Source organism: Actinomadura sp. KC06 (assembly GCF_004348735.1).
GTDB lineage: Bacteria > Actinomycetota > Actinomycetes > Streptosporangiales > Streptosporangiaceae > Spirillospora.
Genome location: NZ_SMKT01000130.1, coordinates 1 through 24315, shown reverse-complemented (window position 1 = coordinate 24315; position 24315 = coordinate 1). Strand labels below are relative to the sequence as shown.

26 protein-coding genes and 1 pseudogene are annotated in these 24315 nt (G+C 69.0%); 13 read left to right on the top strand and 14 right to left on the bottom strand.

What is annotated here, in order from left to right:
- Positions 1–315 precede the first annotated feature (315 nt).
- The 4 genes and pseudogenes from E1287_RS31530 to E1287_RS31515 all read left to right on the top strand — a co-directional run bounded on the left by E1287_RS31530 (position 316) and on the right by E1287_RS31515 (position 2444).
- The gene (locus tag E1287_RS31530; RefSeq protein ID WP_131968920.1) at positions 316–888 is read left to right on the top strand and encodes a hemerythrin domain-containing protein; all 573 of its coding nucleotides are present in this window, start codon (positions 316–318) and stop codon (positions 886–888) included.
- Positions 889–891: 3 nt separating this feature from the next.
- A pseudogene (locus E1287_RS44070) lies at positions 892–1044 on the top strand (IS110 family transposase); the annotation flags it as partial.
- Positions 1045–1289: 245 nt separating this feature from the next.
- Entirely contained in the window at positions 1290–1913 is a 624-nt protein-coding gene (locus tag E1287_RS31520) for a DUF6518 family protein (protein ID WP_165969278.1), read from the top strand.
- 114 nt (positions 1914–2027) lie between these two features.
- A complete protein-coding gene (locus E1287_RS31515; protein WP_131968917.1) occupies positions 2028–2444 on the top strand; it encodes a hypothetical protein in 417 nt (138 codons plus the stop codon).
- Between the two features lie 42 nt (positions 2445–2486).
- Here E1287_RS31515 and E1287_RS31510 read toward each other — a convergent pair whose 3' ends face one another.
- Positions 2487–5417 (bottom strand): BTAD domain-containing putative transcriptional regulator, encoded by a 2931-nt coding sequence (locus E1287_RS31510; protein ID WP_131968916.1) that lies wholly within the window; start codon positions 5415–5417, stop codon positions 2487–2489.
- A gap of 1922 nt (positions 5418–7339) precedes the next feature.
- On the opposite strand from E1287_RS31510, the gene E1287_RS31500 reads away from it, so the two are divergent.
- Positions 7340–7711 carry a VOC family protein gene (locus E1287_RS31500; protein ID WP_131968914.1) on the top strand — a complete coding sequence of 124 codons (372 nt, stop codon included), beginning with the start codon at positions 7340–7342 and terminating at the stop codon, positions 7709–7711.
- A 701-nt stretch (positions 7712–8412) separates the two neighbouring features.
- Positions 8413–9435 (top strand): LLM class flavin-dependent oxidoreductase, encoded by a 1023-nt coding sequence (locus E1287_RS31495; protein ID WP_131968922.1) that lies wholly within the window; start codon positions 8413–8415, stop codon positions 9433–9435.
- Between the two features lie 166 nt (positions 9436–9601).
- Here E1287_RS31495 and E1287_RS31490 read toward each other — a convergent pair whose 3' ends face one another.
- The 4 genes from E1287_RS31490 to E1287_RS31475 form a co-directional block, all read right to left on the bottom strand.
- Complete coding sequence (locus tag E1287_RS31490) at positions 9602–10381, bottom strand: erythromycin esterase family protein (RefSeq protein WP_131968913.1); 780 nt, start codon at positions 10379–10381, stop codon at positions 9602–9604.
- Between the two features lie 249 nt (positions 10382–10630).
- Entirely contained in the window at positions 10631–10828 is a 198-nt protein-coding gene (locus tag E1287_RS31485) for a hypothetical protein (protein ID WP_131968912.1), read from the bottom strand.
- Positions 10829–11415: 587 nt separating this feature from the next.
- Positions 11416–11589, bottom strand: coding sequence for an ATP-binding domain-containing protein (locus tag E1287_RS31480; protein ID WP_131968911.1), 174 nt, complete (start codon positions 11587–11589; stop codon positions 11416–11418).
- A gap of 137 nt (positions 11590–11726) precedes the next feature.
- Positions 11727–12092 (bottom strand): UvrD-helicase domain-containing protein, encoded by a 366-nt coding sequence (locus E1287_RS31475; protein ID WP_207934580.1) that lies wholly within the window; start codon positions 12090–12092, stop codon positions 11727–11729.
- Between the two features lie 244 nt (positions 12093–12336).
- Between E1287_RS31475 and E1287_RS31470 the strand changes: the two genes are divergently transcribed.
- Complete coding sequence (locus tag E1287_RS31470; RefSeq protein WP_131968909.1) at positions 12337–14085, top strand: family 20 glycosylhydrolase; 1749 nt, start codon at positions 12337–12339, stop codon at positions 14083–14085.
- Positions 14086–14218: 133 nt separating this feature from the next.
- On the opposite strand, the gene E1287_RS31465 is transcribed toward E1287_RS31470, so the two are convergent.
- The 3 genes from E1287_RS31465 to E1287_RS31455 all read right to left on the bottom strand — a co-directional run bounded on the left by E1287_RS31465 (position 14219) and on the right by E1287_RS31455 (position 17779).
- The gene (locus E1287_RS31465) at positions 14219–14689 is read right to left on the bottom strand and encodes a hypothetical protein (protein ID WP_131968908.1); all 471 of its coding nucleotides are present in this window, start codon (positions 14687–14689) and stop codon (positions 14219–14221) included.
- 423 nt (positions 14690–15112) lie between these two features.
- The gene (locus E1287_RS31460) at positions 15113–15649 is read right to left on the bottom strand and encodes a ferritin-like domain-containing protein (protein WP_131968907.1); all 537 of its coding nucleotides are present in this window, start codon (positions 15647–15649) and stop codon (positions 15113–15115) included.
- 90 nt (positions 15650–15739) lie between these two features.
- Positions 15740–17779 (bottom strand): catalase, encoded by a 2040-nt coding sequence (locus E1287_RS31455; protein ID WP_243719562.1) that lies wholly within the window; start codon positions 17777–17779, stop codon positions 15740–15742.
- Between the two features lie 208 nt (positions 17780–17987).
- Between E1287_RS31455 and E1287_RS31450 the strand changes: the two genes are divergently transcribed.
- A complete protein-coding gene (locus E1287_RS31450) occupies positions 17988–18236 on the top strand; it encodes a DUF4873 domain-containing protein (protein WP_131968905.1) in 249 nt (82 codons plus the stop codon).
- A 143-nt stretch (positions 18237–18379) separates the two neighbouring features.
- Positions 18380–18646: an FAD-binding protein gene (locus E1287_RS31445; RefSeq protein ID WP_131968904.1), complete on the top strand. Its 267-nt coding sequence runs from the start codon at positions 18380–18382 to the stop codon at positions 18644–18646.
- Positions 18647–18657: 11 nt separating this feature from the next.
- Here E1287_RS31445 and E1287_RS31440 read toward each other — a convergent pair whose 3' ends face one another.
- Complete coding sequence (locus tag E1287_RS31440) at positions 18658–19455, bottom strand: SDR family oxidoreductase (RefSeq protein WP_131968921.1); 798 nt, start codon at positions 19453–19455, stop codon at positions 18658–18660.
- A gap of 224 nt (positions 19456–19679) precedes the next feature.
- Between E1287_RS31440 and E1287_RS31435 the strand changes: the two genes are divergently transcribed.
- Entirely contained in the window at positions 19680–20063 is a 384-nt protein-coding gene (locus E1287_RS31435) for a maleylpyruvate isomerase N-terminal domain-containing protein (protein WP_131968903.1), read from the top strand.
- A 94-nt stretch (positions 20064–20157) separates the two neighbouring features.
- Entirely contained in the window at positions 20158–20655 is a 498-nt protein-coding gene (locus E1287_RS31430; RefSeq protein ID WP_131968902.1) for an FBP domain-containing protein, read from the top strand.
- A gap of 70 nt (positions 20656–20725) precedes the next feature.
- On the opposite strand, the gene E1287_RS31425 is transcribed toward E1287_RS31430, so the two are convergent.
- The 4 genes from E1287_RS31425 to E1287_RS31415 form a co-directional block, all read right to left on the bottom strand.
- On the bottom strand, positions 20726–21058 hold the full coding sequence (locus E1287_RS31425; protein ID WP_131968901.1) for a MerR family transcriptional regulator: 333 nt from the start codon (positions 21056–21058) through the stop codon (positions 20726–20728).
- A 148-nt stretch (positions 21059–21206) separates the two neighbouring features.
- A complete protein-coding gene (locus E1287_RS31420; RefSeq protein WP_131968900.1) occupies positions 21207–21647 on the bottom strand; it encodes an Hsp20/alpha crystallin family protein in 441 nt (146 codons plus the stop codon).
- Positions 21648–21754: 107 nt separating this feature from the next.
- Positions 21755–21919, bottom strand: a complete 165-nt coding sequence (locus tag E1287_RS46645) for a hypothetical protein (protein ID WP_347813996.1) — start codon at positions 21917–21919, stop codon at positions 21755–21757.
- Positions 21916–22164 (bottom strand): MMPL family transporter, encoded by a 249-nt coding sequence (locus E1287_RS31415; protein ID WP_347813995.1) that lies wholly within the window; start codon positions 22162–22164, stop codon positions 21916–21918. Before E1287_RS31415 ends, E1287_RS46645 begins: the two co-directional genes overlap by 4 nt.
- Before the next feature lie 193 nt (positions 22165–22357).
- Between E1287_RS31415 and E1287_RS31410 the strand changes: the two genes are divergently transcribed.
- Positions 22358–22843 carry an acyl carrier protein gene (locus tag E1287_RS31410; RefSeq protein ID WP_165969276.1) on the top strand — a complete coding sequence of 162 codons (486 nt, stop codon included), beginning with the start codon at positions 22358–22360 and terminating at the stop codon, positions 22841–22843.
- 9 nt (positions 22844–22852) lie between these two features.
- On the opposite strand, the gene E1287_RS31405 is transcribed toward E1287_RS31410, so the two are convergent.
- Positions 22853–23476: a superoxide dismutase family protein gene (locus tag E1287_RS31405; protein WP_131968898.1), complete on the bottom strand. Its 624-nt coding sequence runs from the start codon at positions 23474–23476 to the stop codon at positions 22853–22855.
- 180 nt (positions 23477–23656) lie between these two features.
- Between E1287_RS31405 and E1287_RS31400 the strand changes: the two genes are divergently transcribed.
- The coding region (locus tag E1287_RS31400; RefSeq protein WP_131968897.1) for a dihydrofolate reductase family protein at positions 23657–24315 on the top strand (659 nt) is incomplete at its 3' end.

Below are 24315 nucleotides of genomic sequence, written 5' to 3'. Positions count from 1 at the left end.
GGTCGACGGGCGCGACGTCCAGCTGGCTCCAGTTGCGCAGCTGGTCGTCCAGCGGGATACCGCGGTGTTCGAGCGGGTTGAACGCCACCGGGCTCACCCTCCTTGTCGGTCTGATCGTCTCGGCGGACGCGCCCCTACCCAGGCAGGTCGATTCCGCACACCGATTTCAGAACCCGGACAAGATCTTTGCGGGCTCCCTGCACACGGCTCGCTTAGCCGACCGGACGTCGGGTACTGGAGGCCGCGTCACGTACCCGCGGGCGGGCCCGTGACCCGACGCCGACACGAAGCCGACCACGAGAGCCAGGAGGGCTCATGCAGACCACACCCACCGACGCCCGGACCACCGAGGACGTGATCGACCTGCTGCGCGCCCAGCACGGCCGGATCCGCGACCTGTTCGACCAGGTGCTGAACTCCGACGGGCAGGCCCGCAAGGACTCCTTCCGGGAACTGGTGCGGCTGCTGGCCGTCCACGAGACCGCCGAGGAGGAGATCATCCACCCGGTCGCACGGAAACTGCCGGGCGGCGAAGGGATCGTGGACGACCGGCTCGCCGAGGAACGCGAGGCCAAGGAACTGCTGGCCGAACTGGACGGCATGGACACCGACGATCCCGGCTTCCTCAAATCGATCGACAAACTGCGCATCGACGTCCTCACCCATGCCCGCGCCGAGGAACGCTACGAGTTCGACCGGCTCAAGGCCCAGTTCACCCCCGCCCAGCTGAGGGGCTTCGCCGCCGCCGTCCGCGCCGCCGAAGCCACGGCGCCCACGCACCCCCATCCCGGCACCGAGACCGCCACCAAGAACATGCTCGCCGGGCCCATGGTCGCCATGGTCGACCGCGTCCGCGACATGATCCGCGACGCCCGCGACAAAGACTGACCGAACCGGCAACTCAGACGCGCGATGCTCCTGTCCGCGTTCGCCGTCCTGCACGACCCCGCCTCCCGCACCTACCACAACCGCTGCCGAGCCCGCGGAAAGACCCACTCGGTGGCCACGTTGCTGCTGGACCGCGGGCACACGCTGCACGTCGTGCAGGATTTCCTCGGCCACACCGCCCCCCGCACCACCCGCCGCTACGACCAGCGAATCCCTCGACCGCTCCCCCGGCCTACGACCTCGGCACCGCGCTGGCGATGCCATTGCCGGCTGGCTCACCGACCGCTGTGGGCCCCGCCGCCCGGTCGGCCATCGCGACCCGAACGTTCCCACGCAGGAATGACACAGACAGCCAGACCGGGATGTTGCGAGCAGACACCCTTTCCAGAGATCGTGCATGGATGTCCACTGCGACCGTCCCTCCTGCCTGGTTCGCGCCAAAGGCTCTCGTTGCGGTCCTGGGCGGGTTCGCTGTCGGCTGCGTGACCAACCTTCTGCAAGGCGTCCTCCCGGATGCGTTGCAGGCGTTCTCGAACTCCGGATCGGTATGGGTGGTCGCCGCGTTCGTCGCTGGAGCGGCGGTGCGGGCACCGGGGTGGCGCGCCTGCGCGGCAGGTGCCGCGACCCAGGTCGGAGCCGTCGTGGGGTACTACGCCTACGCCGAGTCTGTCCGCGACGGCGTGGGCGATCTGACCTGGCCCCTGTTCTGGTTGGTACTCGCCTTGGCGGCGGGCCCGATCTTCGGGACCGCAGGTGCCTGGTGGCGCACCGGACAGGGGTGGCGGCGCCTGGCAGGCCCGGCCGTTCTCGGCGCGGTGTTCGGCATGGACGCCCTGCACTATCTGATCGTCCTGCACTACTACAGCGACGCGATCAGCTATGCCGTGATCGGCGCACTGATCCCGCTGCTGCTGGGCCGCTCGGTCCGAAGCCGACTCATCGGCCTTGGCTGCGCCGTCGTCCTGGCCTTCCTGGCGCTGGGCGTCGTCCACTTCCTCCAATCCCTCATGGACCGCTTCGCCTGAAGCGCACAGACGGCAGCTCCCGCGTGCGCGGGGAGTGACGGTGCGGATACCGAGAGGTGACCGGCCCAGGGGAGCCTGTCGGGTGAAGGGTCATTCACCGACAGGAGGACGCACGTGAAGACCAGATACAGAAAGCCGGGCCGGAGGGGCGGCCCGAACCTGCGCACCGCCGCCGCCGTCGGCGCCGCGGCGGTCGGGGTGCTGGCGCTGCTGACGGTTCCCGCGTCGGCCGCGTACGCGGCCGGCGACCAGACCTGCGGCGACGGCCTGGGGGTCTGCCTCAAGCTCGCCCGCGAGGGGACGTCGGTCGACTTCGCCCAGGCCTACCACGACGGCCGCACCGGCCCCTGGGAGGGGAAGATCGACCTGATCAGGATGGGTCACCCCACGATCCAGGGGGCGGTGGGGAAGCCGCCGCCGCCCGCCACGCAGAACGAGCACCTGAATTATCCGGCGGGTGCGACGATCTGCGCCCGCGGATACGAGATGCCGGACCTCCACGCCAAGGGCGAGGCCTGCATCACCCTGTGAGCGCTTGCGCCGCACCGGCCTGACGCCCTCCCCGGCGGCAGGTCAGGGCACCCCGGCTCCGGGAGCCGGGGTGCCCTCCAGCGGGATCGTGATCTCGTCCACCGTCGTCAGCGCCAACCCGATGGTGTCGGCGGCGGTGGAGCCTCGGCGCCAGGCCCGCGTGTAGGCGTCCCGGGCCAGCGCGCCCCGGATCGTTCGTTCGGCCTCGGCATGGGCGGCCTGGAACGGGAGGAGACCGGTCAGCGCCACTCCGGCCGCCTCCCGCAGCCGGTGCGCGGCGCCCAGCAGGACGGTCGCGTGGAGGTGGTGCCCAGTGGCGGCGGCCGTCCAGGCCAGGGCCTCCACGTCCCAGACCGGTCCCCAGGTGTCGCCGATGGCGTGCTGGCGGACCAGCGCCCTGCGCAGCGGGGCGAGGGCATGCGCGGGCTCGCCATGCCGCAGCTCCGCGAGGCCGCTGATCCACAGGGCCCAGGACGCGGCCCACGGGGCGCGGACGGTCTCGGCCTCGGCGAGGTACACGTCACGGGCGTGGAAGGCGGTTTCCCGGTCGCCCAGATAGGCGGCCGCCATGGCCCAGAACATGGTGGCCATGTGCGCGTCGCCCACCCCGCCCGCGGCGAGCAGCTCCGCGCGGGCGTCGGCGAGCATCGCCACGGAGGCGGGATCGGCTTGGCAGAGCAGGGCGTGGAGGCCCTCGATGTAGTCCGCGAGCGCCGCGGGACGCGCCGCGGCGGCCGCGCGGCACGCCGCCATGGCGTCCGGTACCGCGCTCAGGTCGCCCTGCACGATCACCAGGAAGGCCCGCATCGCCGGTACGACCACGTCCAGCTCGCCCGGCGCGTGGTCGGTCCGGACCGGGGCCAGCCGGTCGAGCCAGTGCCGCGCCTCGCCGAGCGTGCCGCTGAAGAACCAGAACCGCGTCCGCAGCATGTTGATCACGATGTCCAGCCCGGCGGCGGCCAGGTCCGGGCAGGTGGCGCAGCGCTCCAACGCCACCCGCAGATTGGGGAGTTCGCGGTGCAGGCGGCGGAGCCAGTCGGCCTCGTCCGCGCCGCACCACTGTTCGGCGGCGCGGACGGTCAGGCCGTGGTAGTAGCGGCTGTGGCGGTCGCCGTACTCGTCGATGCCGTCCGATTCGCGCAGCCGCTGGCGGCCGTGACCGCGGATGGTCTCCAGCAGCCGGTAGCGCGTCCTGTCCCCGGCGCCGTCGGCCATGACGATCGACTTGTGCACGAGGCCGGCCAGCAGATCGACCACCTCCTCGCCGGGGACGCCGCCGCCCGTGCACACCGCCTCGGCCGCCTCCAGATCGAACCCGCCGGAGAACACCGACAGTCGCGCCCACAGCAGCCGCTCGCCCTGGGTGCACAGCCCGTGGCTCCAGTCGATCACGTCCCGCAAGGTCTGCCGGTAGCGGCCGGCGCTCCGGGCGGGGGACGCCGACACCAGCTGAAACTGGTCGTCCAGGCGGTCCAGGATCTCCTCCACCGCCATCGAGCTCAGCCGCACCGCGGCCAGCTCGATGGCGAGGGGGATGCCGTCCAGCCGCCGGCACAGCCGCGCGATGGAGGCCCGGTCGCGGCCAGTGGCGCCGAAGCCGGGCACGGCCGCGGCGGCGCGGTCCAGCAGCAGCCGCACCGCCTCCGAGCCGCCGGCCCTGTCGCCCCTGTCGTCCGTGTCGCCGGTGTCCTCTTTGTCGCCCGGGAGCGTGAGTGGTCTGACCAGCAGGACATGCTCGCCCGGCACGGCGAGCCGTTCGCGGCTGGTGGCGAGGATCCGCAGCCCGGGCGCCGACCGCAGCAGCCGCTGCGCCAGTACGGCGACCGCCCCGACCAGGTGCTCGCAGTTGTCCAGGACGAGCAGGAGGCGCTTGTCGCGCAGGTGGTTGGCGACCGCGTCGGCGGGTGAGCGGGGCGAATGGTCCTGAAGGCCGAGCGACTCGGCGACCGTCCGGTGGACCTGCTCGTCCCCGCAGCGCTGCGCGAGCAGCGCCAGATCGGCGAGCCAGGCGCCGTCGGCGAACACTCGCGCGGCCTCCGCCGCCACCCGCAGCGCCAGCCGCGTCTTGCCGACCCCGCCGACTCCCGTCAGCGTGACGAGCCGGGACGCCTCCAGCGCCCGCCGCGTCTGTGCGAGCTGGTCCTCGCGTCCGATGAAGGAGGTTGTCTCGGCGGGCAGGTTCCCCGGGCCCAGTGCCCGCCGCCTGGGCGAGGGCTCCGCTTCCGCGGTTTCGGCGAGCAGGCGCCGGTGCAGGACCTGGAGGTCGGTTCCCGGATCGACACCCAACTCGTCGGCGAGCAGGGCGGCGACCGTGCGGTAGCACTCCAGGGCTTCGCCGCGCCGTCCGCACTGGTGGAGCGCCCGCATCCGCTGCGACCAGAATCGTTCGCGCAGCGGGTGCGTGCCGATGAGCGCGCGCAGTTCCGGCAGGATGTCGGCGGAGCGGCCAAGGGCCAGATCGGCCTCGATCCTCAGCTCGAGCGCGTCCAGGTGCTGCTCGACCAGCATCGCGACGACGTCCGGGAGCAGCCCGGCGGGCAGGTCCGACAGTGGTTCCCCGCGCCACAGGCTGAGCGCCTCCCGCAGCAGGCCCGCAGCACGCTCCGGCGATTCCTCGTCCTCCAGCACGGCGCGTCCCCGGCGCACCAGCGCGGCGAACCGGTGCAGGTCCATCGCGTCCGGCTCGACCACGACCGAGTAGCCGGACGGGTGGGACACCACGACCTCGCCGCCGCCCGCGCCCAGCGCGCGACGCAGCCGCAGGACGTAGTTCTGCAGAGCGTTGCGGGCCTGGCCAGGGGGTTCCTCGCCCCACACCCGATCCGTCAGCGTGTCGAGGGTGACCACGCGACCGGCGTCGATGAGCAGTGCGGCCAGCAGGACGCGGAGCTTGGCCGCCCCGATCCGCACCGGCGCCCCGTCCCGCCGTACCTCCAGCGGCCCGAGCAGCCCGAACTCGTAACGACCACACACACGCCCGATGATAACACTGTGTAATCTAGTGAATGCTGTTCGTGATATGTGCGGAGCAGAAGCCCTTTGGTGACGAGCCAGACTCCCAGTGATGCTTCCCAAGCGATTTCCGGTGCCGTGAACAGGAATTCACGGCGAACTGCTGCTCGTAGGTGCGAAAAGAACGGCGGTCGCCGTAACGCAGGCGGTAGGCCTCCGATCAGCCCGATGAGCCCCATGGGACGCGGCACAAGGCCCGACCGGTACACCCGGTAGCCCACCAGCAGCCCGTTACCGAATCCCGCACAGAATGCGGGGACGAGCAGGAATGTCTGGTCCTTCAACGTCACCAATGATGGGCCGATCAGAGCCGCGTCGGCACCATCCGGCAGGTCTTGGCGCAACGCGACGACGGCGAGCACGCCGACGACCCCCAATCACGATGACGGTTAATCCTTCGTGGTCTCCACAACCCTTTGCCGCACTGGATCAGCGAGACCGTCGAGCCCGGCGAGTGCGTCGACGGAATTGCGCTCTCCGATTCCAGTAGGCGAGGTCGTGGCGGATGGCCGAAGTCCTGGGGTGGGCGTGGCCCAGAACCCGCTCGGTATCGGTAGCAGCTCGGTGAACAGGTCACGGCCAGGGCAAGCGCGATGACCAGCCACCACCAAGCCCATTGGCCGTCGTTGAGGATCTGGTTGATCGCCACCCCGACCGCCACCACTAGCACGACCGAAGCAGCATCCAGTAACCACACCCAACGCGCCCGACCACGCGAATCAGCGACCCGGTCCGCGGGCCGGCCGGGCCCAGCGGTTCTGGCCCATCGGGCTCGTCAGGCGGAACAGACCGGGCAGGAACTCCACACTGCGACCTTACGGACAACGATCCGACCCCCCCGCCCAACCGCACCAAAGACCGATCCCGCGGCCGCCATCAGCCACCGCGGCATCGACCCACAGTTGCCGGCAACCGTCACCGATCGTCGCCGTCTGCCTCAAAGGACGGCATTCTTAGGAGCGTCCGTGGTTGTCCAGGATGGGCTCGGCGATGGTGGAGTATCTGATGGCGCTGCTGTGGGACAGCTTGAAGACCAAGGCAGGTGAAGGGGATCGGGCGCGACGGTCAGCGCCGCGTGTAGCACCCGGTCGCCCCGGATGCGCCCAAGGTCGATGCCGAGCCGGATTGAGTGCGACCTCATGAACCCGTCGGAGACGGGCCCGATCGCGAGCGCGGTCTTTCGGGAGATCAGGACGTGCTGGTTGGGCGTGTGCGGCCAGGTGGCGCGATGTTCGTGGAGCCATGCTCGCAGTACGAGGTGGGCAGTTCGCCGAGTCGCTGATCACGGTCGGCAAGGGTGATGCGGCGATTCGGCAGGTCAAGGTCGTCCAGCGTCAGGTTCCGGACGGCCGCTGGCCGGGCCGCATGGACGCGGTCAAGGTGACGATCAGCCGTCGTAGCGGGGTGACGGCGAGTTGTTCGACGGCGTGGATCTCCGACTCGGGCATCGCAAGCAGGTGCCGATCGAGGTCGTGTGCCTTCAGGTGTGCGGGCGGGTTGGCGCTTGGTGATGCTTCTGGAGGACCTGGGCGACTGTCCTGTGGCAGTGGATCTGAGGCAGGGGAAGCGGCTGACCTGTAGTGCCTCGGATTGAGTGGCAGGGCGGGCGCCATCTAATTTGAGGCAACTCATCGGATCGGCGGGCTCGATGCTGTCGGAGTCGATCTGGTTCGGTCCTTTGGCGTTCGCGGTAGGCGGTCTGGCGGCAGCGTTTTGATTACAAGGGCGAACAGTGGCCCATCTACGGATGCGTTCTGGTCCCACTTGCTGATCTGGGCGGCCTTGATCACGAGTGGGTTTTGGCCCCACCTGGTGGTGTTGTTAGGCGCCGTTTAGGCCAGCGGCCCGCTTGTCCCCAGCGGCCCCGGCGTTCATGCTGGATCATGCGTCTGATTCATCTTGGCCTGCCGGTCCGTGACTTGCAGCGCAGCCGGCGGTTCTATGAGACCTACTTCGACTTCGACCCCGCCTCCGCGCGACTCGGCGACGGCACCATCACCATCCGCAACGCCGACGGCGTAACTCTCGCCTTCCACGGCGGCCAGGACATCGAGCCGCCTGCCTTCGTCCATTTCGGCTTCCGGCTCTTCGCGCCCGAGGAGGTGAAGGACCTGCTCACCCGAATGCAGGCGGACGGAGTGGACATCATCGGGCAGTATGACGATCCGGGCTACGTCTCGTTTACCTGCACAGACCCGGACGGTCACCGAATCGAAGCGTACTGGGAGGTCTCCGGGGCCCTGACGGGCTTTTGACGGTCAGCCTCCCTGCGGTGCGTGCGGCCGCACGTGGCCCTGCATCCATTGCATGGCCTGCTGTTGTGATGGCGAAGGGGGGCCAGGCGATTCACCCCGTACTTGCGGGCAAGCGCCGGGACCCCCAACCATCCCGGACGTCAGATACCCTCCGCAATCATCGTCATGCAGGCCAAATAGCCCTTCACGAGTCCAGGAGGGCCCGGCCCTCCTCGATGGCGGTGGCCAGCGGATGTACAACCGCCCGGTGGGTTTGGTGTCAGGCGGTGACCAGCGACCGTCCGCGCAGGGGGCTTGGCCGCAGAGAGCCGCATGAGCACCTGCGGGTCCGCCTGGTCCAGATCAGCCGTCCCCAGAGGCGCTTCGACCGTGAGGGGCGCGGTGTGCATGACGGCGTCGAGCATGACACGCGAGGACGCCCGGCCACCGGCCAACGGGACAAGGGGAACGTAGAGAGTCGTCAGTTCGTGGGTTCCGGTCGTGTACCTCACGAGAACCGCGGACAGCTCGGTCGTGGACGCCGAGACTTCGAGCTCGTAGTGGCCGGGCCCCAGTTCCTCCGCCAGGAAGCGGAGGCCGACCGATGCCCGAGGTGATCGCAGGGCCTCGCTGGTCTTGACGCGGGGCGGTCGATGACCGCGGGGTTGCCGTGTGGTCAGTCGCTGTGGAATCTCGCGTGCGCGGAGATGGTTGATGCCGGTGTGAAGAAGATCGGTTTTCTCTCGTTCGGTCACTGGAGTGACAGCGCGGGCTCGCGGACCCGGTCTGCGGCGGACGCGCTGCTGCAGTCGATTGATCTTGCCGTGGCCGCGGAGGAACTCGGTGCTGACGGCGCCTATTTTCGGGTCCACCATTTCGCCAGGCAGCTGGCTTCTCCGCTTCCGCTGCTGTCGGCGATCGGCGCGAAGACCTCGCGCATCGAGATCGGCACCGGCGTGGTCGACATGCGTTACGAGAACCCGATGTACTTCGCCGAGAACGCCGGGGCCGCCGACCTGATCTCCGGTGGGCGGCTGCAGCTGGGCATCAGCCGGGGATCACCGGAACAGGTCGTCGATGGGTGGCGGTACTTCGGGTACGAGCCGTCCGAGGGCGACACCAATGCCGACATGGCACGCAAGCACACCGAGGTACTGCTCACGGTGCTGCAGGGCAGAGGCTTCGCCGAGCCGAATCCGCGGCCGATGTTCCCCAATCCACCCGGGCTGCTGCGCATCGAGCCGCATTCCGAAGGGCTGCGCGACCGCATCTGGTGGGGTTCCGGCTCCAACGCCACCAGTGTGTGGGCGGCCGAGCTGGGCATGAACCTGCAAAGCTCCACGCTCAAGGACGACGAGACCGGCGAGCCGCTGCACGTCCAGCAGCGCAAGCAGATCCAGGCATACCGGCAGGCGTGGAAGGACGCCGGACACCAACGCCAGCCGCGTGTGTCGGTAAGCCGCAGCATCTTCGCGCTGACCAGCGACCTGGACCGCGCCTACTTCGGCCGGAACGCCGACTCGGCCGACCAGATCGGAATGATCGACGAGAAGACCAGAGCGATCTTCGGACGCTCCTACGCGGCCGAGCCGGACGTACTGGTCAAACAGCTCGCGGGCGACGAGGCCATCCAAGCCGCGGACACACTACTGCTCACGGTCCCCAACCAGCTCGGCGTGGACTACAACGCACACGTCCTAGAGAACATCCTGACCCACGTGGCACCTGAACTCGGCTGGCGCTGAGACCGAAATCGGCACCGCCCATCGCGGCACAGGCGGATTTTCGTCGATGCCATGGTGTGGTCGCAACTAAGAGGTCGGTGGCCCGGTGTTCTGTTGTGTCGGGTCTTGGTGCGGGTGGCGGGCGGCGGCGTCGGTAGCAGGGCCGTTGGGTTGAGGCGGACTGTTCTTACAGGAGGTCGGCTGCCTGTATTCGGTGTAGGTGGATGATGATGTCGTAGAAGGTGCCGAGGGCGACGACCGGCTTGTGCTGGTCGGGATACTCGGCGCCGATGTCCCGCGTAGGGCGTGCGTGGCCGAGCCAGCCGCGCGCCACCGCAGGGGCGGTGCGGGTGTCGAAGAAGAAGTCGCGGTAGCGGACCTTGTCGAGCGTGTGCTCGTTACCGCCCGGCGCAGCAGGGCCCACGACGACCCGGCGCAGAGGGCCGCCGTCGGGTGGGAAGGCGTTGAACGCGCCACGGTAGAAGGTGAACCCGACGTTGACGTAACCCCGGCCGATCTGCTCGCGGATGAGGTCGCCCTGGATCCGGTACGGGTACTGCGGACGTGAGTTGCCGTAGGCGACGTGACCGTTGTGCGCCGACAGCAGCGTCCGGCCGGTGCGGCGGCTCCACCAGACGGTGTTGTCGGCCATCGCCTGCTCGCGGTACTGCACCGCCTTGAGGAGCTCGGCCTGGTCGTTGAGGTTATAGGAGTACATCGTCGCGACCTGGGAGATGAAGGTCGCGTACCGAAGGATCGTGGCGTCGGTGCCTCGACGGCGCAGCAGTTCCACAGCGCGCGCGGCGCGTCCGGCCGAGGCGCGGCGCTCGGTCAACGGCCGTTGAGGGTACTCCCGCATCCACGTTTCCATGTCCGTAGTCGGCCGTAGCCCCCGGTAGAGTCCGGCCAACCGTGGGAACAGCGTGGGGTCGTGACGCCTTGCGTAGTCGTCCACCCAAGCGACCATGATCGAGTGAGAGCGGGATGGCGGACACTACCGCAGCGCCAAGACCTCGGTTAGGGCTAGCTGCACCGAGCGCCCGCGAGCGTCCAACACCGTTGAGGTGTCGTGCTGGTCGTCGACGAAGTGTCGGCGGGACGCATGGCGGCAGCCGCGAACACCGCGGTGGCCAAGGCAACGATTCCGGCGACACCGCCCCCCCAGGTGGCCCCGTGTGTGGGCTTGTTCGGCGAAGCGGGCACCGGGATGGGCGGCTTAGGCGGCTAGCAGGGTGCCCAGGGTGGTGCCGGTCAACCGGGTCGCGTTGATGGTGGCTACAGCGATGCCGCTGTGCTGCGGCCGGAAGGCGGCCATCAGGGCGGAGGTGGGCGCCAGCGCGCTCAGGCCGTAGCCGGCTTCCTCGTATCGGTGACCGGAGAGTGTGCTGAAGGTGACCGGCTGCGGGCCGAGCAAGGACGGTAGTGGCGATCATCGAGACGACCTTGGCGTAGCCGGGCGTCAGCCATCCGAAGACCAACCCGGCGAGCCCGAGGGCCCCGAAGCACGCCCCCAGAATGGTGGCGATGCCGACGTTCCGGTCGAAAGCCTCTCCCTCGGCGAACATCGCCGCCGATGTCCACCGCCGTGACGCCCAGCCCCAGCCCCAGCCCCAGTATCAGGAAGCGGCCCGCATCAGTCGCAGAGCGACTAACCACCGCACCACCACTCAATCATCGGCCAGCCCGACTCTGGTCGGCACAAGTTCCGCCCTATCCGTCTCAATGCGGCCGAGCTCCCGGCCAAGAGCTAGCTGGGAGCTCCAGGGACTAAGGGCCTACTGGCCAGCACCTCCCCAGCCAGGCGAAGGCTGCCGGCAGCCGCGCTGGGCGACTTCCGCCAACGCCGCTATTGCGATGACCGGCATGCAAGTGACCGGGTCGGTATCAACCGCCCCGCCTCCGACTCGCCGCCTAGGCTCATACGAAGAGTCAGCATCTCCCGCGCATGTCCACGGCACGCTGGCTCTCGGTAAGGCGAAGAGACCGAAAAGGGCGTCTGGGTCAGCCGTCTAAGACGAAGGACACGCTATGGCGGGCGCGCGTGACCGCGACGTAGAACTTGGCGCGGTCGCCTGCGTCGGCGGGGTTGCAGGTGTGCAGGTAGGTCTTCAACTTGCTGGTGGGGAAGATCAGCACGCGGTCGAAGGTCTGTCCCTTGGATTGGCCCATGTTCATCGCTGACAGGCGAAGGGTGTCGGGTCTTGCGGTTCCAGCGCAGGACGGTGGGCTGGTGTCGTTCCGCGTAGGAGGCGACCTCGGCCGGTGTGCTGTAGAAGATTCCGTCGTGGCCGGTGAGGTCGCTGTTCTTGGACTCAGTCAGCGACGTCCCTGCGCCGGTATTTGCGGTTCTCACCGGAGTCGTTGGCCGAATAGGCGCCCTGACGCGGGTCGCCGACGACGGTCACGGCGATGGACGAGGTGAACAGCAGATCGAGGAGTTCCAGGTCGTAGCCGGCCAGGTCCTGCACTTCGTCGACGTAGACGTGGTCGTAGATGGCGGCGAGGTGGTCGATGACCAGCCCTCCGGACGCCGTGTCGGCGGCGCAGGCCGGGTCTGAGAGCTTGTCGCGATAAACGTCTCCGCGAGAGTCCAGGTAGCACCGCCTGGCGTCGCGTTTGAGGACTTGCGGGTGTCCTTGTCGAAGTGCAGGCGCGACCTGGCCCACTTCGCCGAACACCGTGTGCTGGTAGGAGCGTGCGCGTTCGTTGAGGTTGGGCGAAGTACCTCCGTTCGATTCAACACACCTGGCACCGATCGGTGCCGGGTGTATCGGACTGCATCAGAGTCGGTGGACTTCAGGACCCCCCTTGACAGCGGGGCGGGAAGCGATCTAACTGGCAACAAACCTTTCAATTCCCCCGCCGCTGAAGGGTCCGGCTCCGATGTACTCCACCCGACTTCCGGGCGCGCGATCGCGCTCCATGCAGCTGCTGGTCATCCTCTCCTCGCTGGCGGTGTCAGTCGCCGGTGCGGGGCCGGCGGTGCGTGCGGGCGTGCGTCCCGCGCCCGCCACCGCCCAGGTCGCGAGCATGCAGGACGTGGTTCCGGTGCCGGTCACGACACAACCGGCCACAGGCGCCGACCACACGATCACAAGCGACACGGCGATCTATATCCAGCCCGGTTCGGCCGGGGTGGGCGACTATCTCGCCGCCCTCCTGCGCCGATCGACCGGCTACCCGCTGCCGGTCAAGAGCGCGCCCACAACGCCCGCCGACGGCATATCGTTGCTGCTCACCGGTGCCGACCCGTCCGTGGGCAACCAGGGCTACCAGCTGGACGTCACGGCGTCCGCGGTGGTCATCCGGGCGAATCAGCCCGCCGGTCTGTTCGCGGGTGTGCAGACGCTGCGGCAGCTTCTCCCGGCGGCGGTCGAGAGCACCAGCACGCAACCGGGTCCGTGGGTGATCCCCGGCGGCCGCATCGTCGACCATCCGCGGTACGCCTATCGCGGCGCCCACCTCGATGTCGCCCGCCATTTCTTCACGGTCGACGAGGTCAAGCGGTACATAGATGAGATCTCCCTGTACAAGATCAACCATCTGCATCTGCACCTGACCGACGACCAGGGCTGGCGGATACAGATCAACAGCTGGCCCCGGCTGGCGACGTACGGCGGCGAGCTCGAAGTCGGCGGCACCCCGGGCGGGTACTACACCCAGGACCAGTACCGGGACATCGTCGCGTACGCGCAGAGCCGCCACATCACCGTCGTCCCCGAGATCGACATGCCCGGCCACACCAACGCGGCGCTGGCCTCGTACGCGGAGCTCAACTGCAACGGCGTCGCGCCGCCGCGCCGCACCGACATCGAGGTCGGCTACAGCTCGCTGTGCATCAGCAAGGACGTCACCTACCGGTTCGTCGCCGACGTCATCCGCGAGGTCGCGGCGCTCACCCCCGGCCCCTACCTCCACATCGGCGGCGACGAGGCCAATTCCACGTCCCAGCAGGACTACATCACGTTCTTCAACAAGGTGCTGCCGCTCGTCCAGCAGCAGGGAAAGACCGTGATGGGCTGGCACGACATCGTCGACGCCACCCCGCCCACCTCGGCCGTACCGCAGTATTGGCAGACGGGGACGTCGCACGCGGGTGTTCAGGCGGCGGCGCGTCGCGGCAACAAGATCCTCATGTCACCCGCCAACAAGTCCTACCTCGACATGAAGTACAACTCCAGCACGCGTCTCGGGCTGAGCTGGGCGGGCTTCATCGAGGTGCAGACCGCCTACGAGTGGAATCCCGGAGCGCACCTGTCCGGCGTGAGCGAGTCGCAGGTGTTCGGCGTCGAGGCGCCGCTGTGGTCGGAGACCCTGCAGACCATCGACGACATCGAGTTCATGGCGTTCCCCCGGCTGCCGGCCATCGCCGAGCTCGGCTGGTCGCCGCAGTCCACCCACAACTGGAGCGCCTTCCGGCAGCGGCTGGCCGCGCAGGGACCGCGGTGGCAGGTCATGGGCGTCGACTTCTACCGATCAAGCCAGGTGCCCTGGAAGACCAGCGGCGACCCGGGGGCATGCTCCGCAGCCGCGTGGGACCCCTCGACGGCCTACGTCGGTGGTCAGCAGGTGTCGTACAACGACCACACCTGGACCGCCAGATGGTGGACCCGAGGCGACGTGCCCGGCAACAACTCCCAGGACGTCTGGACCGACAACGGACCATGCTGACGGCCGCAGAACCGGCCAACCCGTCCGCCAGCCCTGTTTCGGGGACTGGCTGAGCTGGGTGTTTGTGTGAGCGAGGGGGCAGACGCTGGTTCGCGTGGTCTTGGGCTGGTTGGGGGTCGGCCGGGCCCGCGGGTCATCTGGACTGCATCAGGTCCCAGACGGCCGCGGTGACGAAGCCGTAGGCCAGATGCGGTCCCAGGTCGGAGAGCCACGAGCTGATCGGCCAGGTGCGCGGGTCGGTAACGCCAAGCGCGATCATGGGGCCGGTCGTGCCGACATTGGCGGTCAGCCCGATGACGGTGCCGCGCACGATGAGCGGTGCACCAGCGAGTTCGGAGGCCGCGAGCCCGTAGAGCGCCCCGACACCGAGGCCGGAGCCGACCCCGAGGAGAGCACCGATGGCCGAGCGGCGATTATCGACGTCGTCGTCGTCGCGGTCCTTGTCCGATCGTGTGATACCGAGCAGCCGTTCGCTCTTGCGGACCGTCTCGGCAGGCGTGTTGCTGGCTGGACGGCCGCGCACCGCCATGTCCAGGTAGCCCACGACGTTGAGCGCCGTCGTACCGGCCGCGCCCGCAGCGATTCCCGTCATGATCCGATTCATGCGGCGGGTTCTGCCCAGGTCAGGTGGCGTTACCCCTGCCGGCGTCCCTGATCGCGCAAGGTGCCGTCACACGCCACGGCCACGGCCCGGCGTGCGGCGAGTCGGCGTTTCCGCGGTGTTGCGGGGGTCGCGGGAGGCCATCAGTGGCGGGTCGGAGGCCGTCGCGACGCCGCGGTGGTGGCCGCCGAGCAACCTCCCCGCTCCCCCGGCGATGGTGAGCACCTGGCTCCAGCGCGGCATCCGCCCTGCGCGCCGTTCACCGAGGACCGTGGGGCGGGCGGTATGAGCTGCTGGCTGCGCTGCCTCTCCTGCCGCGCGCGGGCATCGAGGCGCGGGTGCTTGTGTCAGGGAGCGGATCCGCCGTGAGCTGCTCGAGGGCCACGAACTCAAGGTGGCCGGATTGTTGCGTCGTGGGTGGACGGGTCAGATGCCCAGGAGGTCGGTCAGGTCGTCGGCGTGGTCCTCTTCTTCGGCGAGGATGCTCTCCATGATGCGGCGGCTGGTCGGGTCGGCGTCGCCGAGCCAGCGGATGATGTCCTGGTAGGACTGGATGACGATGCGCTCGGCGAACAGGTTCTCCTTGAGCATCGCGGTGAGCTCGGTGTCGGCGAAAGTCGTGTACGGCGTGTGGGAACGCCGCACGAGGGTCTCGGGATCGAAGTCCGGGTCGCCGCCGAGCTGGCTGATCCGCTCGGCGACCCGCATCGCGTGGTGGCGCTCCTCCTTCGCGTGCTCATGGAACTCTTCGGCGACCTGGGCGCTGTCGATGCCGGAGCAGGCGATGGCGTTCTGGGTGTAGCGCATCCAGCACACGAGTTCGGTGGCGAGGACGTCGTTGAGTACCTCGATGACCTTGTCGACGTCCCGCCCGTAGGTGCTCGTCACGGGCCCGGCGTCCATCTTGGAACGGGCCCGCTCGCGGATCGCCTCCACATCGATGCTGAAGTTGCTTTCGGACATGTTCACTCCTTCTGATCATGGACGTCCACCCAGCCTGCTACCCACCGTGAGGCAGCTACTCCCCTGTGTCACGACCGGGGTGCGGGGCTGCTAGGCCGGGAAGGCGGCGTGGTCGCGGTTCCAGTGGCGGTGGGCGGCGACCGCGTCGGCGAACCGCTGCGAGAAGTCGTCGCCCGCGCCGGCGTCCACCACTCCTTGGCGTCCCGGCAGGTTCGCGGCCTCCAGCAGCGGTTCGGCGCCCGGCAGGACGCCGATGGCCTTGCCGTGCTTGAACGCCTCCCGGACGAACTGGACCGCATACCCGTCCGGGACGAGCTCCTGCCCGGCGGCGGCCAGCACCGCGTCGTAGAGCACCGACGTCGCCGCGCTGAGCTGCCTGCCGACCTCGAACGTCGCCGCCGTGCCCTCATGCGCGGCGAGGACGTCGCAGATCGCGCCTTGGACGCGCAGGGCCTCCATAACCGGTCGCACGACCTCGGGGTCGCTCTGGTCGCCCACCAGCACCGCGATCTTGCGCGTGGCGACGGACCTGGGCTGGTCGTCCATGCTGAGCGCCGGGGACGACCTGCCGTGGTTGGGGACGGTGGCCTCGGGTGGGGAGAAGCCGAGTCCTTGCGCGACTTGCCGCGCGAGGTCGCCGTCCACGTTGACGAGGCGCTCGACGACCTTCTCCTTGATGTTGCGGCGCTCCACATGGCCGAGCTCGAACAGGAACGCGTTGACGATGTGGGTCTTCTCCCAGTCGGCCATGCTGTTCCAGAACAGCGTGGCCTGGCTGTAGTGGTCGTTGAAACTCGGGCTGCGGCGGCGGATCACCTCTCCCGACACCTGTTCCTGGTAGTGCCGGAACACGCCCTCCATGTTCCCGGTGTCGGCCGCGGTCGCCGGACAGCCGCCGCTGATCGTGTTCTTGGAGTAGGCGGTGTCGCTGTCGTGGATCATGTTCTGGTGGAACCCGTCACGGTGGTCGTTGTGCACGGGCGCGATCGGCCGGTTGATGGGGATCTGCTGGTGGTTGGGCCCGCCTAGCCGCGTGATCTGCGTGTCGAGGTAGGAGAAGTTGCGGGCCTGCAGCAGCGGGTCGTTGGTGAAGTCGATGCCGGGCACGATGTTGGCGGTGCAGAACGCGACCTGCTCGGTCTCGGCGAAGAAGTTCCGCGGGTTCCGGTTGAGGACCATCCTGCCGATCGGACGGAGCGGCACCTCCTCCTCCGGAATGATCTTGGTGGAGTCGAGCAGGTCGAAGTCGAACTTGTGCTCGTCCTCTTCGGCGACGAGCTGGACGCACAGCTCGAACTCGGGGAAGTCGCCGCGTTCGATGGCGTCCCATAGGTCGCGCCGGTTGAAGTCGGGGTCGTTGCCCTGGACGCGCAGCACCTCGTCCCACACCAGCGAGTAGGTGCCCAGCTTCGGCCGCCAGTGGAACTTCACGAACGTGCCCTTGCCCCGGGCGTTGACGAACCGGAAGGTGTGGACGCCGAATCCCTGCATCATCCGGTAGCTGCGCGGGATCGACCGGTCCGACATCAGCCACATGATGAAGTGCATGGTCTCGGGCTGCATCTGGACGAAGTCCCAGAGGGTGTCGTGCGCGGACTGCGCCTGCGGGATCTGGTTGCGCGGTTCCGGTTTGACCGCGTGGACGAAGTCGAGGAACTTGATGCCGTCCTGGATCGGGAACACGGGAAAGTTGTTGGCGACCAGGTCGTAGTTGCCGTGCCGTGTGTAGAACTTGGTCGCGAACCCGCGGACGTCCCGCACCGTGTCGCTCGACCCGCGCTCCCCCGCGACCGTGGAGAACCGCACGAACGTCGGCGTGACCAGCGACGGGTCGGACAGGAAGTCGGCGCAGGTCAGCTCGGACAGCGACTCGTAGACCTGGAACTCGCCGTACGCCCCGGACCCGCGGGCGTGCACGACCCGCTCGGGGATCCGCTCATGGTCGAACCGGGTGATCTTCTCGCGGAGGTGGAAGTCCTCCAGCAGGGTCGGGCCCCGGTCCCCCACCGCGAGCGAGTTGTCGGTGTCGTCGACCCCTACGCCCTGGTCGGTCGTGTAGCGGGTGCCGTCCTCCTGCACCCGGTAGTGATCTAGTTGCCGCTGCTTGTCATTGCCGCCGTCAGCGGGCACTGGAACCTCCCTGATACAGCCAACGATCCTGCGTGGGGGGCCCGCAGTCGCCATACCCCGAAACCCGCTCAACTACCAAGCGTGATTACTCGTCACGTAGTGAGATCAACAGGGGCGCACGGTCGCCAGGCCGAAAATGTCGATGCCGGGCGCTATCGTGCGTCTTCATGAAGACACTCCAGAGCAGCCCTCCTGAGACGACCCGAGCGTGAGCCGCTACCGGGGACCAGCCACCCTGATCAGCAGCGACGGAGCCGAGGTCGAGGTTTATGTCGACCTGCGGGCCAAGCAGCGGGAGTGGTCCGGGACCGCGACCATCGGCGACTTCGACGCCTCCGGTCCTCACGACCGTACGCTGAGGCTTCCAGACGGCCGTGAAGCACAGGTCACGCTCGGCAGCTCGGCAGCCTGGTCTGACGTCATCGCGCTGGCCGGAAGCGGCACGCCGCCCTTCTGAGCAGACCGACCTGCCGAAGAGCCGACCCCCTGTCCACCGCGTCGCCTCCTCTAGGAGGGGACGTGTTGAGGCGGCTTCCGGCTCCCACATGTGACTGGCTCAATCCCGGTATCACCAGCCACACCTCGTAGGCCTTTCCCGACATCGGGCTGATCTCCCAGGCGGAGGTCGTCGACCACGGCCTGCTGGCCACGCAGGGCGGCCTCGTGATCGACCCGTCCGGCCGCGTCCTGACCGCCACGGGCGAACCGATTCCCCGCCTGTACGCAGGCGGCGGCACCGCCTGCGGCCTCGCAGGCCCCCACTCCGACGGCTACCTATCCGGCAACGGCCTGCTCGCAGCCTTCGGCATGGGCTGGCTGATAGGCGACGACCTCACCACCGAACACAGACGGCGCCGCAGGCCATAGCAGGACGGCGGTCAGCCGGGGTGGATTTCTCCTCCGGCCGGGACGAGGTTCTGCCCGGTGTAGTACGACGACAGCCGACCGCTGGCGAAGAAGACGTAGGAGGGGGCGATCTCGTCCGGGTCGGCCGCACGTCCCATCGGGGCCTGCTCGCCGAAGCCCTCCACGCGGTCCTCGTCGAACGTCGCCGGGATGAGCGGCGTCCATACCGGGCCCGGGGAGACGACGTTGACCCGGATCCCTCGGTCCATCAGCGCCTGGGCCATGCACTGCGCGAAGGTCATCGCGGCCGCCTTGCTCGCCGAGTAGTCGATCAGGCTTTTGTTGCCGCGCAGCCCGTTGATCGATCCGGTGATGACGATCGACCCGTCGTCCGGCAGGTGCGCGAGGGCCTCCTGGACCGTCCAGAACAGGCTGTGCACGTTCACCCGGAAGGTGCGGTCGAGCTGCTCGGTGTCGATCTCGCGGACGTCGTCGACGGGCCGCTGGGTGCCGTGGTGCAGGACCAGCACGTCCAGGCCGCCGAGCCGCGCGGCCGCCTCCCCGACGACCTTCCGGGCGTGGTGCTCCTCGGCCAGGTCGCCGCCGAAGGTCAGGCAGCGCCGCCCCTCGTCCTCGACCAGGCCGGCGGTGTGCCGCGCGTCGGCGTCCTCCTCCAGGTAGGTGATCGCGACATCGGCGCCTTCCTTGGCGAAGGCCACCGCGACCGCCCGCCCGATGCCGGAGTCGCCGCCGGTGATCAGCGCCCGCCGTCCCGCCAGCAGGCCCCGGCCCTCGTAGCCGCGCATCTCGTCCCGCGGCCGCGGGTCCATCTTCGACGTCTCGCCCGGATAGGGCTGGCTCTGGCCCGGAGGACCGCCCACGTTCGCCACCTCGCTCGCTCGTCCTCGGCGCGGATCTCATCCTGGGAAACCCCTCGCCCGCGCCTTTCCTGCCCGCCCATTCCCGTCCGCCCGGCGGTATAACGCCCGAACGTGGAGACAGACGCCCGGTTGCGCACGGGTTTCATCGTCGTGCGCCGCGGTAGGGCCCGGGCATGTCAGAGATCTACGAGCAGCTTGCGGTAGCGGCGCATGAGGCGGCACGGCTTGCCCGCGGAGTGAGCCCACCCCAGCTCACCGACCGCACGCCATGTCCCGAATACGACGTCCGTGCGCTGGCCGCCCACCTCATGCAGGAAATCGTTCTGCACAGCTGGGACCTGGCCGCCGCGACGCAGCAGGTCCCCCGGTTCCCCGATGAGGTCGCGACCACGGTGCTGCAGTGGCTCGAACACGACGATGACACCAAGCGGACTAACGACTGGTACCAGAGGCCGGTACCCACGGCCAGCACCTCCCCTCTGGACCGCGCGGTCGCTCTATCAGGACGCGACCCAGAATGGCGGACCACCTCATCTCGCCCTGACACCACATTCTGATGCCCCCCAGGGGGCGATGGCGGCAGGAGGCGTGGCTGGTGCCAGCCGGATAACCCTTTGTCGTGCTACGAACGCGAATCTAGGCTCGAACTTCATGCGCGCGATTACCGAACGCGACCTGCGGTCCTGCTTCGTCAACTGCTCCAAGGGCGACGCCAAGCGCCTCACCCTCCCCAAGGACTTCGCACAGTCGCCCTGGGACGACCTCGACTTCCTCGGCTGGCGGGATCCCAAGGCCCCCGATCGCGCCTACCTGGTCACCGAGACAGGACCCACCGGAATCGCGCTGCGGTTGGCGTCCGCGCCCGGCAAGGCGCGCGGGTTCAACTCGACCAGCCTGTGCTCGTTCTGCCAAACCGTGCACACCGGCGGCGGTGTCGCGTTGATGAGCGCGCGGCGCAGCGGTGAGGCGGGCAAACAGGGCAACACCGTCGGACGGTACCTGTGCGCCGACCTGGCCTGCTCCCTGTACGTGCGGGGCAAGAAGCAGACGCTGCTGGGCGACGGCCATGACGACGGTGTCCCGCTTGAGGAGAAGGTCGCGCGCATCAAGGCGAAGCTGAACGCATTCGTCGCCTCGGTCGTCGGCTGATCACCGGGTGCGCGGGCCGGCGGAGGGCCAGGGGCTCGCTGAGACTGGCAGGCTCCCCGCGCTGCGTGGGCTAGGGGTCGGCTGGGGGCTCGTCGGTGTGCAGGGCGTTCAGGCGGCGGGCGAGTTCGTCTCGTTCGCGGGTCACCTGGGCGAGTTCGTGCTGGAGTTCGAAGATGCGGCGGATGGCGGGCAGGGTCATGCCCTGGTCCATCATTCCGACGACCTGCTGGATGCGGCTTATCTCGTGCCGGGAGTAGCGGCGCTGCCCGCCCGCCGAGCGCTGCGGGGACACGACCTGGTGGACGTCGATGCGGCGCAGGAACGCCTGCTGCACGTGCAGCATGTCGGCGACCTGCCCCACGGTGAACAGGGCGGCGTACTCGTCGTCCATGGGCAGCTTCACCGCCCCTCCCTTCGTTCGTGTCGGCGCGGCCCGGTGATCGGCGGGTCGGACGCGGGCGGCCCTGCTCGGCGGTGGACGGCGCGTTCAGGGCCGTCTCCGCCGAGCGGGGCCACGGAACCGGCTCGCCGCCGAGCCGCCGAGCCGCCGGTCAGGCGCGGATCGACTTGTGGGTCTCGCCGCTCTGCTGGACGGCGACCTTGCGGGGCCGGGCCTTCTCCAGCACCGGGATCCGGACGGCCAGGACGCCGTTGTTGTAGGCGGCCTCGATCGCTTCGGCGTCCAGGTGGTCGGACAGGTAGACGCGGCGGGTGAAGGAGCCCATCGGCCGTTCGCGGACGAACACCCGCTCGTCCTCGCCGAACTCCTCCTCGCGGCGCGCGGTCACCGACAGGACGCCGCGGTCGACGGTGACCTCGATCGAGCCGGGGTCGATCCCGGGCAGGTCGAACCGCAGGACGACGTCGTCGGCGCGGCGGATGCCGTCCATCGGCATGCTCGCGCCGTTCGCCTGCCCGGTGACCTGGCGGACGGCCCGGTCGAACTGGCGCTCGAACTCCTGCACGAAGGGGTCGATCGACGTCAGCAGCATCGTTGCTTCACCTCCGAAGATCCCCGGGTTCTCCAAGCCCGGGACGAGTGGTCTGGCCGAGAAGGAAACCTACAACTCAGATTATAAGTATCCGCCATCTATGGTTGTCAACCCTCTCTGTATGCAGGCGGAGGGCTGGAGACCGTCTCCACGCCGCGATGCGGGAACCACCAGTTCCAGTGGCCCATCAGGCGCATCGCCGCGGGGACGAGCACCAGCCGTACCACCGTGGCGTCCACCGCGATGGCGACGGTGAGCCCGACGCCGATCATCGCGACCGGGACGACCCGCGCGGTGGCCAGCGCCCGGTGACGATGGTCAGCAGCAGCGCGGCGCTGGTGATGATGCCGCCCGTGCGCTGCAGTCCGGTGGCGACCGCGTGGACGTTGTCGCCGCTGCGCAGCCATTCCTCCCGCACGCGGCTGAGAAGCAGGGTCTCGTAGTCGGCCGACAGCCCGAAGGCCACCGCCAGCACCAGGACGGGCGTCGTGGACGACAGCTGCCCGGTCGCGGGCACTCCCAGGAGCGGTGTGAGCGACCAGCACCCCCAGCGGGTGCAGTTCCACCAGGACCGCGCGGCCGTCCCTGGACACGCGCCGGTCGGCGGACCGCGGAGGTTCCCGGACGGTCGCCTGGGGACACATCGGCGACACCGGCTACGTCGCGCGCGAACGGCTCAGCGACCTGCTCACCGCCTACGGATGCCTGCCATGACCGCAGCGGAGGCGCTCACCGCGTCCGGCGACCGGGCGGACGTCGTCACGGTCGGCCGCTACCGCTGGGCCGCCGTCCGCGGGCAGATCCCGGAGACCGAGACCGCCACCCGGGTCAAGCTCATCTTCCCCGCCGGCCTGGACCGGCGGGACGGCGCATCCACCGGCCGGCCCCCGGACGAGTTGCGCGCACTGCCGCACGCCGAGGCCAGGGACGTCATCGCCGAGAACCTGACGCGGGAGCCGGCCCGCGTCCTGCACACCGACCCCGCCCGGCTCGACCGGCGCCAGCGGCTGGAAGAACTCGGCGTCGACTCGCTGATGGCGGCCGAGCTGATCGCCGTCCTCCGCAACACCTACGGAATCGAGATCCCGCCCATGGAACTCGTCCGCAAGGGCGGGACCATCAACGACATAGCGGAAATGGTCCACCTCCGCCTCGACACAACGCCCGCTGTCGAAGGAGGCGGGCGGTGCCGGTGAGCCCGAGGGTCAGCTCTCCCGGTCCTTGATGACTCCGCACGCGCTGCGGCCTCCGGAGTCGCCCGCCTTCAAGGTGTCCGCGTCCGGGCCCTTCTTGCCTCCGGACTCGTAACGCTCCGGAATGTTCGCGTGGTTGTCGGCGAGCGCGTGGACGACGATCGCGCTGCCGTCGGCGTCCAGGAGGTCCTGGGTCTTGAACCGGTCGGTGAGCGTCTCGGCGGTGCCCCGCCCGTTCTGCCCGACCTGCAGGTTCGGGAGGTCGCCCGCATGGGATCCGTGCGGGTGGGGGCCGCCCACGTCCAGGTGGGGTCCGGCGGTGAAGAACGGGCTGACCTTGCCGGTGCTGGGGTCGACGGCCGCGGGATCGCACTTGCCGACCGCGTGCACATGGAAACCATGGAAACCAGCGGGAAGGTTCCAGACCTGGACCGACACTCGCTGGCGTCCCCAGCCGGCTCCCTCGACGGACAGCCTCCCCACTTCCTTGCCCTGGACGTCCAGCACCTGCGCGGTGAGACCCTGGCGGCCGTCGCCGGTCGCCGCCTGGACGGCCGCCGATATCCCCACCACCCCCGCCGCTCCCCCGAGTGTGGCCAGCACGGCCAAGTGGGCGACCGAAACGACTCTCTTCATATCCGTCTCTTCCTAGGAGTGGGACGACCCTCTACCTCGCATGTCTTGGTAGTGGCCGCCGCACCGCGACGGCAACGGCGATCTCCGGATCCGGCAGCCGTCAACAAGATCTTGTCACCGAGCGCCAACTGACCACCGCCTGTGACCGGTGATCTATCGTGACACCATCGGGAGGAAGCAATGGGCCTGATCCACATCGAAATGTTCGCGACCCTCGACCTGGTCGGGCAGGCGCCCGGCAAGCCCGACGAGGATCCGGTGGGGTTCCCGTTCGGCGGCTGGCAGGCGCCGCTGATGGACGAGGTCGCCGGCGCGCAGATCGGCGCCGCCTACGAGGGCACCGATGCCCTCCTGCTCGGCCGGCGGACGTACGACATCTTCGCCGCCTTCTGGCCGCACCAGGAGGGCGGCCAGGACAACGAGATCGCCATGCTGTTCAACAGCGTCCCGAAGTACGTCGCGTCCCGCGGCAGGCCCGACCTGTCATGGGCCGGGTCCACGCAGCTCGGCCCGGATCTGGCCGCCGCGGTGCGCGAGATCCGCGACCGGCACGAGCACGTGAAGGTCGTCGGGAGCCTGAATCTGGTGCAGACCCTGCTGCGCGAGAAGCTCTTCGACCGCCTCGACCTGTGGGTGCACCCGATCGTGCTCGGCGTCGGGAAGAAGGTGTTCGACGGCGGCGCCGTGCCCACGAACCTCACCCTCCTCGAACCGCCGGTGGCCGCGCCGTCGGGCACCGTGTACCTGCGCTACGGGCTGGCCGGGGGCACGCCTGGGACAGGGGACATGAGCGCCCCCGACCGCGGCGCCGGGCAGACCGGGACGGCACCGGCTGGGGC